At 69.6% G+C, this 14,084-nt stretch carries 9 protein-coding genes; 2 read left to right on the plus strand and 7 right to left on the minus strand.

All coding sequences use genetic code 11. The annotated features are described in order from the left end of the window. Position 1: 1 nt before the first annotated feature. Positions 2-1,249 carry a thiamine pyrophosphate-dependent enzyme gene (locus tag H149_RS0106515; protein WP_026352921.1) on the minus strand — a complete coding sequence of 416 codons (1,248 nt, stop codon included), beginning with the start codon at positions 1,247-1,249 and terminating at the stop codon, positions 2-4. Between the two features lie 304 nt (positions 1,250-1,553). On the opposite strand from H149_RS0106515, the gene H149_RS0106520 reads away from it, so the two are divergent. After that, positions 1,554-2,027, plus strand: a complete 474-nt coding sequence (locus H149_RS0106520) for an Lrp/AsnC family transcriptional regulator (RefSeq protein ID WP_020648938.1) — start codon at positions 1,554-1,556, stop codon at positions 2,025-2,027. Between the two features lie 10 nt (positions 2,028-2,037). Here the strand turns inward: H149_RS0106520 and H149_RS0106525 are convergent, their stop codons facing one another. The 3 genes from H149_RS0106525 to H149_RS0106535 form a co-directional block, all read right to left on the minus strand. Next, a complete protein-coding gene (locus H149_RS0106525; RefSeq protein ID WP_020648939.1) occupies positions 2,038-3,519 on the minus strand; it encodes a flavin-containing monooxygenase in 1,482 nt (493 codons plus the stop codon). Between the two features lie 101 nt (positions 3,520-3,620). Continuing rightward, complete coding sequence (locus tag H149_RS0106530) at positions 3,621-4,382, minus strand: ABC transporter permease (protein ID WP_020648940.1); 762 nt, start codon at positions 4,380-4,382, stop codon at positions 3,621-3,623. Further along, positions 4,379-5,305: an ABC transporter ATP-binding protein gene (locus H149_RS0106535; protein ID WP_020648941.1), complete on the minus strand. Its 927-nt coding sequence runs from the start codon at positions 5,303-5,305 to the stop codon at positions 4,379-4,381. Before H149_RS0106535 ends, H149_RS0106530 begins: the two co-directional genes overlap by 4 nt. Before the next feature lie 345 nt (positions 5,306-5,650). On the opposite strand from H149_RS0106535, the gene rnk reads away from it, so the two are divergent. Beyond that, entirely contained in the window at positions 5,651-6,049 is a 399-nt protein-coding gene (rnk, locus tag H149_RS0106540) for a nucleoside diphosphate kinase regulator (protein WP_039748364.1), read from the plus strand. A gap of 22 nt (positions 6,050-6,071) precedes the next feature. Here rnk and H149_RS0106545 read toward each other — a convergent pair whose 3' ends face one another. The 3 genes from H149_RS0106545 to H149_RS0106560 form a co-directional block, all read right to left on the minus strand. After that, a complete protein-coding gene (locus tag H149_RS0106545) occupies positions 6,072-7,547 on the minus strand; it encodes an efflux transporter outer membrane subunit (protein WP_020648943.1) in 1,476 nt (491 codons plus the stop codon). A gap of 14 nt (positions 7,548-7,561) precedes the next feature. After that, positions 7,562-10,732: an efflux RND transporter permease subunit gene (locus H149_RS0106550; protein WP_020648944.1), complete on the minus strand. Its 3,171-nt coding sequence runs from the start codon at positions 10,730-10,732 to the stop codon at positions 7,562-7,564. A gap of 208 nt (positions 10,733-10,940) precedes the next feature. After that, positions 10,941-14,072, minus strand: a complete 3,132-nt coding sequence (locus H149_RS0106560) for an efflux RND transporter permease subunit (protein ID WP_020648946.1) — start codon at positions 14,070-14,072, stop codon at positions 10,941-10,943. Between the last annotated feature and the right edge of the window lie 12 nt (positions 14,073-14,084).

Genomic DNA, 14,084 nt, shown 5'->3' on the forward strand with positions numbered 1-14,084 from the left:
CTCAGGCTCCCTTGAGTTCGGCGAGTTGCCGCTGCAGATGCGGAGGCATGTCCTTGAAGACGTCCTCGAACAGCGACTCGACGCCGGCCGGCGGCGTGCCCAGCGTGCCGAGCGCCTCGGCTTCGCGCAGCTGCGCCTTGACGTGGTCCTCGAGTTCGCGCGCCAGCGCTTCGTGCTGCGCTCCGCTCCAGGCGCCGAGCGCGATCAGATGCTGCTTGAGGCGTTCGACCGGATCGCCGAGTGGCCAGCGCGCAGCCTCGTCCTGCGGCCGGTAGGCGGACGGGTCGTCGCTGGTCGAGTGCGCCGCGGCGCGATAGGTGACGAGCTCGATCAGCGTCGGTCCGTAGTTGCGCCGCGCGCGTTCGGCGGCCCACTGCGTGACCGCGTAGACGGCGAGGAAGTCGTTGCCGTCGACGCGCAGGCCGGGAATGCCGTAGCCGATCGCGCGCGCCGCGAAAGTCGTGCGCTCGCCGCCGGCGAAGCCCTGGAACGAGGAGATCGCCCACTGGTTGTTGACGACGTTGAGCAGCACCGGCGCCTGGTAGACGGCCGCGAAAGTGAGGGCGTAGTGGACGTCACCCTCGGCAGTCGTGCCGTCGCCGACCCAGCTCGCGGCGATGCGCGTGTCGCCCTTGATCGCCGAAGCCATCGCCCAGCCGACCGCCTGCGGGAACTGCGTGCCGAGGTTGCCGGAGATCGAGAAGAAACTTTTTTCCGGCACCGAGTACATCACCGGCAGCTGGCGGCCTTTGAGGCGATCGCCGGGATTGCTGAAGATCTGGCACATCATGTCGACCAGCGGCCAGTCGCGGGCGATCAGCAGGCCTTGCTGGCGGTAGCTCGGGAACAGCATGTCGCCGTCGTCGAGCGCATAGGCCTGGGCGACGGCGACCGCTTCCTCGCCGGTCGACTTCATGTAGAAGCTGGTCTTGCCCTGGCGCTGCACGCGCAGCATGCGGTCGTCGAAGGCGCGCGTCAGCATCATGTGGCGCAGGCCGGCGCGCAGGCGCTCCGGCGTCAGTGTCGGCGCCCACGGCCCGACCGCGCGGTGCGCGTCGTCGAGCACGCGGATCAGGGCGTACGGGTACTCGCGCAGCGCCGGCTCGTCGGCGTCGATCGGCGGGCGCGCCAGCGCACCGGCCGGCGGCACGCGCATGGCGGAGAAATCGGGCACCTCGCCGGGCCGGGCCTTGGGTTCGGGGACGTGCAGGCGCAAGGCCGCGCCGGGTTCATGCGCAGAGGACGTCATGGGATTCAGCCTCGATGCGTGGTGCGTGCGCCGGCGGTCGTTGCCCCCGGTGCGTCGAGCATGGCACGCGCCCGTGCCATGCCGATGTCAGCGACCGACCTGCCGGGTCGTGCGGATGCGGCGCGTGTCCCGCCGCCGTCGTGAGTTCTCGCGTGCACTGCCGTGTCTCCTCGCGCAGGCCCGGCTTCTCGGTCCGGGCGATGCGGACAGAATAGAGCGGGGCGCGCGGGATGGGATTCCGGAAAAGTCCTCTGTGGCCAGCGAATAGGTTGTTTGTTCCGAAGTGCCGCTATAGATTGGAACGATGTCCCTGACGCTCGACCCCCTGGATTTGCGCATCGTCGACCTGTTGCAGCGCGACGCGACCCTGCCGATCGCCGACATCGCCGAGCGCGTCGCCTCGTCGAAGACCGTCGTCTGGCGCCGCATCCAGCGCCTCGTCGAGGCCGGCGCCATCCGCGAGCGCGTGGCGCTGCTCGATCACGAGAAGCTCGGCTTCGGCCTGCTGGTGTTCGCGCACATCAAGATGGCCCGTCACGGCCGCGACGCGCTGCCGAAATTCATCGACGCGGTGAAGCTGCTGCCGCAGGTGATCGAATGTCACACGCTGATGGGCGACGTCGATTTCCTGCTCAAGATCCTGGTCCGCGACATCCACGAGTACGAGCACTTCATCTGGCAGAAGCTTTCGCAGATCGACGGCGTGCAGGACATCAGCTCGTCGATCTCGATGAGCCAGCCGATCAACACCACGCGCCTGCCGCTGAAGGCGCGCTGACGGCGCGCGCTCAGGACGCGGCCGTCGCCGCAGCCGCAGGAGCGGAGAACTGCAGCACGCCGTCGTCAAGACGGCCGTGGCGCAGCGTCAGCACGTCGAGCGCGTAGTTCTGGTGCAGCTTCCACGGCGCGCGCGAGCCCTGCTTGGGGAAGCGTTCGATCGCGCGCTGCACGTAGCCGGACGAGAAGTCGATCAGCGGCTCCTCGGCGATCGACGGGTCGCGGCGCAGCGGCACGCACTGGCGGTAGCCGTGACGGTCCATGTGCTCGAGCAGGCGGCAGACGAACTCCGAGCTGAGGTCGCACTTGAGCGTCCACGAGGCGTTGGTGTAGCCGATCGCGAAGGCCAGGTTCGGCACGCCGCTGCACATCATGCCCTTGTAGCTCAGCGTCTTCGCGAAATCGACCGGCTGGCCGTCGACCGCGAAGGCGATGCCGCCGAGCACTTCGAGCTGCAGGCCGGTCGCCGTCACCACCACGTCGGCGTCGAGCTCGCGGCCGGAACGCAGGCGGATGCCGTGTTCGGTGAAGCGCTCGATGTGATCGGTGACGACCTCGGCGCGGCCGGCGCGGATCGCGGCGAACAGGTCGCCGTTCGGCACCAGGCACAGGCGCTGGTCCCAGGGCTTGTAGTGCGGATTGAAGTGCGTGTCGACGTCGTAGCCGGGGCCGAGCGCGCGCTGCACGCGGGCGCGCAGCAGCTTGCGCACCAAACCCGGCGCGCGCCGGCACAGCTGGAAGAAGGCCATGCCGAACAGCACGTTCTTCCAGCGCGTCAGCGCGTACGCCAGCCGCGCCGGCAGCAGCGTGCGCAGCGTGTTGGCGACCGCGTCCTGGTCCGGCAGCGACAGGATGTAGGTCGGCGAGCGCTGCAGCATCGTCACGTGCGCCGCGCGCTTGGCCATTTCCGGCACCAGCGTCACCGCGGTCGCGCCGCTGCCGATGACGACCACGCGCTTGCCGGCGTAGTCGACGTCCGGCGTCCACTGCTGCGGATGCACGAGGCGGCCGCGGAACTGCTCGACGCCGGCGAAGTCCGGCGTGTAGCCGGCGGCATAGCGGTAGTAGCCGCTGCACAGGTAGAGAAAGTTGCAGCGCAGCGTGCGGCGTTCGCGCTGCGGCCCGCATTCGACCTCGACCGTCCATTGCGACTCGGCACTCGACCACGCCGCGCCGACCACGCGATGCTGGTAGCGGATCTGGTGCTCGATGCCGTACTCGCGCGCGGTGTCGCGGATGTAGTCGAGGATGGCCGCGCCGTCGGCGATCGCCTTGGCCTGCCGCCACGGCCGGAACGAATAGCCGAGCGTGTACATGTCGGAATCCGAGCGCACGCCGGGATAGCGGAACAGATCCCAGGTGCCGCCGCTCGCCTCGCGCGCTTCGAGGATCGCGTAGCGCTTGTCCGGGCACTGCGCCTGCAGGTGGTAGGCGGCGCCGATGCCGGACAGGCCGGCGCCGACGATCAGCACGTCGAAAGATTCGGACTGCATGGCGCTCCTCTGGTTTTGTTCCGACACTGTAACCGCCGCGCCGGCATCGGCCATGGCCGGCGCGCGCGGCCGGCTGGCGCGGGGGTCGTGCGCCGCGCCGCTCAGTTGCGCAGCCGGTAGCCGGACTTGAAGATCCAGCGGATCAGCAGCAGGCAGGCGACGAGGAACACGCCGATCATCGCCGCGCTGACGCCGACGTGCACGTCGGAGACGCCGTAGAAGCTCCAGCGGAAGCCGCTGATCAGATAGACGACCGGGTTGACGAGGGCGATCTTCTGCCACAGCGGCGGCAGCATGTTGATCGAATAGAAGCTGCCGCCGAGGAAGGTCAACGGCGTGATCACCATCAGCGGCACGATCTGCAGCTTCTCGAAGCCGTCGGCCCAGACGCCGATGATGAAGCCAAACAGGCTGAAGGTGACCGCCGTCAGCGCCAGGAACGCGACCATCCAGAACGGATGCGCGATCTCGTAGGGCACGAACAGGCGCGCGGTGACCAGGATCAGCGCGCCGAGGATCATCGACTTGCTGGCGGCGGCGCCGACGTAGCCGACCAGCGCCTCGGCCCACGACACCGGCGCCGACAGCAGCTCGTAGATGGTGCCGGTGAACTTCGGCATGTAGATGCCGAACGAGGCGTTCGAGATGCTCTCCGACAGCAGCGACAGCATCACCAGGCCGGGGATGATGAAGGCGCCGTAGCTGATGCCGTCGATCGCGCCGATGCGCGAGCCGATCGCCGCGCCGAAGACGATGAAGTACAGCGAGGTCGACAGCACCGGCGAGGCCAGGCTCTGCATCAGCGTGCGGCCGAAGCGGGCCATCTCGAAGCGGTAGATCGCGCGGATCGCGTAGAAGTTCATGACTGTTCCCGGACCAGGCTGACGAAGATGTCCTCGAGCGAGCTTTCGCTCGACTGCAGGCTCTTGAAGTCGATGCCCTGCTCGTTGAGGCGACGCAGCAGCGCGCCGATGCCGGTCGCCTCGCTCTGCGCATCGAAGGTGTAGGTCAGCGCATTGCCGTCGGCCGACAGCTCCAGCGGCTCGCCGGCGAACGCGGCCGGGAGCTGCGCCAGCGGTGCCTGCAGGTGCAGCGTCAGCTGCTTCTTGCCGAGCTTGGCCATCAGCGCCGCCTTGTCCTCGACCAGCAGGATGCGGCCGCGGCTGATGACGCCGATGCGGTCGGCCATCTCCTCGGCTTCCTCGATGTAGTGCGTGGTCAGGATGATGGTCACGCCGCTGGCGCGCAGGCCGCGCACCATCTCCCACATGTCGCGGCGCAGTTCGACGTCGACGCCGGCGGTCGGCTCGTCGAGGAACAGGATTGTCGGTTCGTGCGACAGCGCTTTGGCGATCATCACGCGCCGCTTCATGCCGCCGGACAGCGTCATGATCTTGGCGTCCTTCTTGTCCCACAGCGAGAGCTGGCGCAGCAGCTTCTCGACGAACGCCGGGTCGCGTGGCTTGCCGAACAGACCGCGGCTGAAACTGACCGTCGCCCAGACCGTCTCGAAGGCGTCGGTCGACAGTTCCTGCGGCACCAGGCCGATCTTGGTGCGCGCCAGGCGGTAATCGCGGGCGATGTCGTGGCCGTCGGCATGAATGCTGCCGCCGCTGGGCCGCACGATGCCGCAGACCGCGCCGATCAGCGTGGTCTTGCCGGCGCCGTTCGGGCCGAGCAGCGCGAAAATCTCGCCGCGGCGGATCTCCAGGTCGATGTGCTTGAGCGCCTCGAAGCCGGAAGCGTAGGTCTTGGTCAGACCGCGGATGCTGATGATGGGGGTCACGCGTGCTCCTCGTCGCTGGCGTGCATCCTAATGCGAGTCGCGCCGCGATGGCATTGACAGCCTGCTGCCGTCTGCCGAAGATCGCGCCATGTTCCTCCTGACGACCTACTGCCGTTTGCAGTTGCACGCCGGAGCCGTCGTCGCAGGCGGCTGAGCCCCGGGCCGCGCCCTCCCGTTGTTCCGGCCCGGGGATCGCAACACCTTCCCCTGCCCAGTTCGACGGACGCGCCGCGCGTGTCCACGGAGGTTTTCCATGTTCCCGGTTCGGATTTCGCGCGCCGCACGGCGTGCGCGCGTTGTTCATTTCGTTTGCCTGCCGCGCGCGTCCTCCCCGGAGCGGTGCCGATGAGCCGCGCATTGCGGCCGGCGCCGCCCTTGCTGATCGAGCGCGGCCAGTACGAGCGCCTGCGCGCGGTCGCGCTGGCCGCGCTCGACGCGCTGCCGGAGCTGGCCGGCACGCTGCTCGACGAGATCGAGCGCGCGACGCTGGTCGGTGCCGATGCGCTGCCGGCCGACGTCGTCGCGCTCGGCCGCGCGGTTCGCTACCAGGACGAGGCCAGCGGCGCGATCCGCAGCGTGCGCGTGGTGCTGCCGCACGAGGCTGATCCGGCGACGCAGCGGATCTCGGTGCTGACCCCGGTCGGTGCCGCGCTGATCGGCCTGCGCGAGGCGCAGCGCATGCCGTGGACGCTGAACGGCGAGACGCGTGTGCTCAGCGTGCTGCGCGTCGGCGAGCTGTCCTGAAGCCTGCTGCCGTCCGCCACGCCTATTCGGCGTGCGCGGACCCTGTGTGCCAGCCGCCGCCGAGCGCCTGGATCAGCGCGACCGCGGTGGTCTGCCGGTCGAGCGCGGCCTGCACCAGCGCGCGCCGCGCGCTGGCCGCCGAAGCCTGCGCGACGACGACTTCGCTGAAGCTGATCTGGCCGGCGCGGTACTGGTTGAGGATCAGACGCTCGTTCTCGTCGGCGACCGCCGAGGCCTGTTCGCGCAGCGCGTGCTGGCGCTCCAGCACGCGGGCTGCGGACAGCTGGTCCTCGACGTCCTGGAACGCGGCGAGCGTGGTCTGCCGGTAGTCGGCGACGGCGGCGTCGTAGGCGGCGCGCGCCTGCGCGACCTGCGCCTTGCGCGCGCCGAAGTCGAGCAGGGTCTCGGTCGCCGAGGCGCCGAGCGACCAGATCAGCGAGGAGCTGTCGAACAGATCGCGCAGGTGCGAAGCGCTGCTGCGGTACGAGGCCGACAGCGGCAGGCTCGGGAACCAGGCCGCCTGCGCGATGCCGATGCTGGCGTTGGCGGCGGCGACGCTGCGCTCGGCGGCGGCGATGTCGGGCCGTCGCTGCAGCAGCTCGGACGGCAGCAGCAGCGGCACCTCGGGCACCACGCCGTTCCAGTCGGCCGGCGCCAGCGAGAAGTCGGCGGGCGACTTGCCGAGCAGCACGGCGATCGCGTGTTCGAGCGTCGCGCGCGTGCGCTGCACGCCTTCGAGATCGGCCTGCGCGCTGTAGAGCTGGCTTTGCGCGCTGAGCAGATCGGTGCGCGGCGCGACGCCGGCCTGGTAGCGGTTGCGGGCGATCGCCAGCGCGCGCGCGTAGCCGTCGACGGTGGCGCGCAGCAGCGCGAGTTCGGCGTCAGCCTCGCGCAGCGAGAGATAGTTGGTCACCAGCTCGCCCTGCGCGGAGAGCCGCGCCGCGGCGAGATCGGCGGCGCTCGCTTCGGCGTTGGCGGCGGCGTTCTCGACGCTGCGGCGGATGCGCCCCCAGACGTCCGGCTCCCAGCTCGCGCCGAGGCTGGCCTGATAGGTGTTGCGTACACCGCCGCCGCTCGACACGGTGCCGCCGGTGACGACGCCGCTCGACGATTTGTTGCCGGAGCGCGTGACGCTGGCGCTGAGATCGATAGTCGGGAACAGCGAGGCACGCTGTTCGGCGACCAGGGCGCGGGCCTGCGCGTAGCGGGCCTGCGCCGCGGCGATGGTCTGGTTGGAGATCTGCAGCTGCTGCACCAGCGCGTCGAGCTGCGCATCGCCGAACAGCTGCCACCAGGCGCCGCGCTCGATCGCGTCGTTCGGCTGCGCCGGTCGCCAGTCGGCACCGGACTCCTTGAAGCCGGTGGCTGCGCTCGCGACCTCCGGACGGCGGTAGTCGGGCCCGACCGCGCAGGCGGCCAGCAGGACGAGGCCGGCCAGCGTTGCGGCAAGCGCCGGGCGGGGCAGCGGGGAAGGGGTTCGGGCCGGCATGCGGATCATCTCGGGGTCACGGCTCAGGCGGTGGAGGCGGCGCGGCTCAGGCGGTGCTCGTCGGCACGGCGGCGGCGCAGCTTGTCGAGGTAGACGTAGACGACCGGCGTCGTCAGCAGCGTCAGCAGCTGGCTGGCGAGCAGGCCGCCGATGATGGCGACGCCGAGCGGCTGGCGCAGCTCGCTGCCCTCACCGAAGCCGATCGCCAGCGGCAGCGCGCCGAGCACGGCGGCCAGCGTCGTCATCAGGATCGGCCGGAAGCGCAGCAGGCAGGCCTCGCGCACCGCCTCGACCGCGGACAGGCCGCGCGCGCGCTCGGCGTCGAGCGCGAAGTCGATGATGAGGATCGCGTTCTTCTTGACGATGCCGATCAGCAGGAACACGCCGATCAGGGCGATCAGCGAGAACTCCATGCGGAACAGCAGCAGCGCCAGCACCGCGCCGACGCCGGCCGACGGCAGCGTCGTCAGCACCGTCACCGGATGCACGTAACTCTCGTACAGCACGCCGAGCACGAGATAGATGACGACGAGCGCCAGCGCGATCAGCAGGGGCTGCTGGCTCTGCGACTGCTGGTAGGCCGACGCCGTGCCGGCGAAGGCGCCGGCGATCGCGGTCGGCATGCCGATGTTGGCCTCGGCGCGCTTCACCGCGGCCTGCGCCTGCGACAGCGTCACGCCTTCGTCGAGATTGAACGAGAGCGTCGTCGCCAGCGCCGCGTCCTGGTGGTTGACCGAGGTCGGTGCCGCGCGCTCGCGGAAGCGGGCGATCGCCGCCAGCGGCACCATCGTGCTCGCCGCGGTGTTCAGCGCCGAGCCGGTCGACGGATCGCGCAGCGACGGGTTCGCCGATTCGCTGCTGGCGGTGTGCATGGCGTTGGCCGGCACGTGGACGTCCTTGAGCGCCTCCGGTCCCTGCGTGTAGTGCGGCGCGCTTTCGAGGATCACGCTGTACTGGTTCAGCTCCTCGTAGATCGTCGCCGCCGAGCGCTGGCCGAAGGCGTTGTACAGCGCGTTGTCGATGTCCCGGTTGCTGATGCCGAAACGCGCCGCCGCGTCGCGGTCGATGTCGACGTAGGCTTCGACGCCGTTGTCCTGCTGATCGGAGTTGACGTCGCTGATGCCCGGCTGGCGGGCGAGTTCCTCGGCGAGCTTGCCTGCCCACAGCTTGAGCTGGCCGGCATCCTCGGCTTTCAGGGTGTACTGGTAGCTGGCGTTCGCCGAGCGCGCGCCCATGCGCAGATCCTGCACCGGCATCAGGAAGGCGTTGACGCCGACCATCGACGACAGCGTCGGCCGCAGGCGCGCGATCACTTCCAGCGCGGTCGCCTTGCGCTGCGCCCTGGGCTTGAGCGTGACCATCAGAAAGCCGCTGCCGGCGCGCGTGCCGCCGGTGAAGCCGACGACGTTGAGCACGGCCGGGTCGGCGCGGATCGTGTCGACGATGGTCTGCAGCTTCTGCGACATCGTCTGGAACGAAATGCTCTGGTCGGCGCGCAGCATGCCCATGATGCGGCCGTTGTCCTGCTGCGGGAAAAAGCCCTTCGGCACGGCGACGAACAGGTAGACGTTCATGGCGACGACGATCAGCAGCACGACGATGACGAACGGCCGCGCGGCGAGCGCCCAGTCGAGCTGGCGCTCGTACAGGCGCAGCATCCAGCCGAAGCCGGATTCGGCCCAGCGCGCGAGTCGTCCCGGCGTCTGCCGCTCGGCGTGCGGTTTGAGCAGCCAGGCGCAGAGCATCGGCGTCGTCGTCAGCGAGATTACGAGCGAGATCAGCACGGCGACCGACAGCGTCACCGCGAACTCGCGGAACAGGCGCCCGGCCTGGCCGCCGAGGAACAGCAGCGGAATGAACACGGCGACCAGCGACAGGCTGATCGACAGTACCGTGAAGCCGACTTCGCGCGCGCCGCGCAGCGCCGCGTCGAAGCGCCGCATGCCGGCCTCGATGTGCCGGCTGGTGTTTTCGAGCACGACGATGGCGTCGTCGATGACGAAGCCGGTGGCGATCGTGATCGCCATCAGCGACAGATTGTTCAGCGAGAAGCCGAGCAGGTAGATGACGCCGAAGGTGCCGAGCAGCGACACGACCGTGGCGATCGCCGGGATCAGCGTGGCGCGCGCATTGCGCAGAAACAGCGAGACGACGAGCACCACCAGGGCGATCGACACCAGCAGCGTGATCTCGATCTCGTGCAGCGAGGCACGGATCGAGTTGGTGCTGTCCGAGGCGATCTGCAGGCGGATGTCGGTCGGCAGTTCGGCCTGCAGCACCGGCACCAGCGCGCGTACCGCGTCGACGGTCTGGATGACGTTGGAGCCGGGCTTCTTGCGCAGCAGGACGATGACCGCCGGCTTGCCGTTGAACAGGCCGAGCGTGCGCGCATCCTCGGGACCGTCGCTGATCGTGGCGACGTCGCCGAGGCGGACCGGCGCGTTGTTGCGCCAGGCGACGACCAGACGCCGGTACTCGTCAGTGTTGCGGCCGGCCAGGTCGGTGTAGATCTGGAAATGCCGCGCGTCGCCCTCGAGCGCGCCCTTCGGGCGGTTGGCGTTGGCGGCCTCGATCGCGGCGCGGATGTCTTCGAGACTGATGCCGTAGCGGTTGAGCTGCAGCGGCAGCACGTCGATGCGGATCGCCGGCAGCGAGCCGCCGCCGATCTCGACGTCGCCGACGCCGTCGACCTGCGCGAGCCGCTGCTGCACGAGATTCGATACCGCCTCGTAGATCTGCTGCGGCGTCTTCGAGTCGGACTGCAGCGCCAGCACCACCATCGGCGCGTCGGCCGGGTTGGCTTTGCGGTAGGTGGGATTTCGTTTCAGCGTCGCCGGCAGGTCGGCGCGCGAGGCGTTGATGGCCGCCTGCACTTCGCGCGCCGCCGAGTCGATGTCGCGGTCGAGCGCGAACTGCATGGTCACGCGCGTCGAGCCGGTCGAACTCTGCGAGGTCAGCTCGTTGACGCCGGCGATGATGCCGAGGCGCCGTTCGAGCGGCGTGGCGACGCTGGTCGCCATGGTCTCGGGACTGGCGCCGGGCAGGTTCGCGGTGACCGAGATCACCGGGAAGTCGACCTGCGGCAGCGGCGCCACCGGCAGCGCGAAGAAGCCGCCGACGCCGGCCAGGGCGATGCCGATCGTCAGCAGCGTCGTGCCGATCGGGCGGCGCACGAAGAGGGTCGAGAGGTTCATGGCGATGCGTCTGCGGCGACGAACCGTTCCCTCTCCCGCATGCGGGAGAGGGCAAGGGAGAGGGCCGCGGCCGCAGCCAGCGCAAGCTCGGCGCACTGCGCGCACTGCGCGCACGGCGTGCCCGCGCCCTCGCCCCAGCCCCTCTCCCGCCGGGCGGGAGAGGGGCTCGCCTCAGTGAGGGCGAGCGTCGGCAGTGGCGCGTACGGCTTCATGCGCCGCGCGGCTCCGCGTCGTCCCCGGGACCGGCGGCGGACGGCACATCGTTGGCGCGCGGCGGCACCGGCTGATCCTCGCGATGGCCGGCCAGCTTTTCGAACGCCAGATAGATCACCGGCGTCGTGAACAGCGTCAGCAGCTGGCTGACGATCAGGCCGCCGAAGATCGCCAGGCCCAGCGGCCGGCGCAGTTCGGCGCCGGCGCCGAAGCCGAGCATCAGCGGCACGGCGGCGAACAGCGCGGCCAGCGTCGTCATCAGGATCGGCCGGAAGCGCAGCAGCGCCGCCTGGCGGATCGCCGCGCGTGGCGCGAGGTTTTCGTGCCGCTGCGCCTCGATCGCGAAGTCGATCATCATGATCGCGTTCTTCTTGACGATGCCGATCAGCAGAATGATGCCGATGATGCCGATCACGCCGAGGTCGTGGCCGGCCAGCATCAGCGCCAGCAGCGCGCCGACGCCGGCCGACGGCAGCGTCGAGAGGATCGTCAGCGGATGCACGAAGCTCTCGTAGAGCACGCCGAGCACGATGTAGACGCAGACGATCGCGGCGACGATCAGCCACAGCGTGCTCGACAGCGAGGCTTCGTAGGCGCTGGCCGCGCCGAGGAAGTTCAGCGTGACGCTGCTCGGCAGGCCGATCTGCTGCGCGGCGTCGCGGATCGCCGCGACGGCGTGGCCCAGCGACACGCCGTCGGCGGTATCGAAGCCGATCGTCGCCGCCGGATACTGGGCGACGTGCGTGACCTGCAGCGGCGCTGCCTGCTCGCGGATCGTGGCGATCGCCGCCAGCGGCGTCGCGCCGCCGGTGCCCTGCAGGTGCAGCAGGCCGAGGTTGTCCGGCTTCGTCAGCAGGCCGGGTTTGCCTTCGAGGATGACGCGATACTGGTTGGTCTCGGTGAAGATCGTCGAGACGATGCGCTGGCCGAACGCGCTGTACAGCGCGTCGTTGAGTGTCGAGGCGGTGATCGACAGGCGCGCGGCGCTGTCGCGGTCGAGCTTGACGAACGCGGCGCGGCCCTCGGCGCCGGCTTCGGTGGTGGCGTTGCGGACCGCGTCGAGCTGCTGCATCGCCGCCGTCAGCTGCTGCGCCCACTCGGCGACTTTCTGCGTGTCCGAGCCTTCGAGCGACAGCCGGTACTGCGTCGGCCCGGTTTCGGCGTCGATCGTCAGGTCCTGGGTCGGCTGCAGCCAGATTTGCACGCCCGGCACCGTTTCGACGCGTTCGCGCAGACGCTGCATGATCTCGGCCTGCGAGCCGCTGCGGTCGTCGCGCAGATTGATCAGCATGCGGCCGCTGTGCAGCATCGTGTTGTTGGCCGCGTCGACGCCGATGAACGAGCTGAGGTTGTCGACCGCCGGGTCGGCGAGGATGGCGTGCGCCGCCTGCTGCTGCAGCTCGGCCATGCGCGCGTACGACACCGCATCGTCCATCGCCGTGCGTGCCTGCAGCTGGCCGGTGTCCTGCGTCGGGAACAGGCCCTTGGGGATGAACATGTAGAGCAGGACGGTCAGCACGAAGGTCGCCAGCGCGACCCACAGCGTCGCCGGCTGACGGTCGAGCACATAGAGCAGGCCGCGGTCGTAGTGTGCGACCACGCGGTCGAAGAAGGCCTGCACCTTGCGGCCGAGCGCGTTGTCGCCGGTGTCGTGGCGCAGCCAGCGCGCCGACAGCATCGGCACCAGCGTCAGCGACACCACCGCCGAGATCAGGATGGTGATCGCCAGCGTCACCGCGAACTCGCGGAACAGACGGCCGATGACGTCGCCCATGAACAGCAGCGGAATCAGCACGGCGACCAGCGAGACGGTCAGCGAGATGATCGTGAAGCCGATCTGGCGGGCGCCCTTGAGCGCCGCCTGCAGCGGCTTCTCGCCCTTCTCGATGTAGCGCGAGATGTTCTCGATGGTGACGATGGCGTCGTCGACGACGAAGCCGGTGGCGATCGTCAGCGCCATCAGCGACAGGTTGTTGAGGCTGTAGCCGAGCAGGTACATCAGGCCGCAGGCGCCGATCAGCGAGATCGGCACGGCGAGGCTGGCGATGACAGTCGCCTGCACGCTGTGCAGGAAGAAGAAGATCACCAGCACGACCATGACGACGGCGAGGATCAGCTCGATCTGCACGTGCTCGACCGAGGCGCGGATGCCGGTCGTGCGGTCGGCGAGCACGCGCACCTCGACCGCGGCCGGCAGCGAGCTCTCCAGTTCCGGCAGGCGCGCCTTGATCGCGTCGACGGTCTTGATGACGTTGGCGCCGGGCTGACGCTGCACGTTGAGGATGATCGCCGGCCGGTCGTCGGCCCAGGCGCCGAGGCGCGTGTTCTCGGCGCTGGCGACGATGGTCGCCACGTCCGCCAGCCGCACCGGCGCGCCGTTGGCGTAGGTGACGATCAGGTTTTCGTAGTCGGCGACGGTGGTCAGCTGGTCGTTGGCATTGATCGAGTACGAGCGGCTCGGCCCGTCGAAGCTGCCCTTGGCGGCGTTGGCGTTGGCGTTGCTGATCGCCGTGCGGATCGTCGCCAGGCCGATGCCATACGAGGCCAGCAGCTGGGTGTCGGCCTGGATGCGCATCGCCGGACGCTGGCCGCCGCTCAGCGTCACCAGGCCGACGCCGTCGACCTGGCTGATCTTCAGCGCCAGCCGCGTGTCGACCAGGTTCTGCACCTCGGTCAGCGGCAGGCTGTCCGAGGTGATCGCCAGCGTCAGCACCGGCGCGTCGGCCGGGTTGACCTTGGCGTAGACCGGCGGCGCCGGCAGGTCCGACGGCAGCAGCGAGCTGGCCGCGTTCATCGCCGCCTGCACTTCCTGCTCGGCGATGTCGAGCGCGATGCCGAGCGTGAACTGCAGCGTGATGACCGAGGCGCCGGCCGAACTGACCGAGCTCATGCGCTGCAGCCCGGACATCTGGCCGAGCTGGCGCTCCAGCGGCGCCGTGATGGTCTGGCTCATGACCTCGGGGCTGGCGCCGGGGTAGAGCGTCTGCACCTGGATCGTCGGGTAGTCGACCTGCGGCAGCGCCGACAGCGGCAGGAAGCGCAGGCCGAGCAGGCCGCCGAGCACGATCGCCGCCATCAGCAGCGTGGTCGCGACCGGCCGTTCGATAAAGGGACGCGAGGGATTCATCGCCGTTCCGTC

This window comes from Solimonas variicoloris DSM 15731, assembly GCF_000382285.1.
Taxonomy (GTDB): Bacteria; Pseudomonadota; Gammaproteobacteria; order Nevskiales; family Nevskiaceae; genus Solimonas; species Solimonas variicoloris.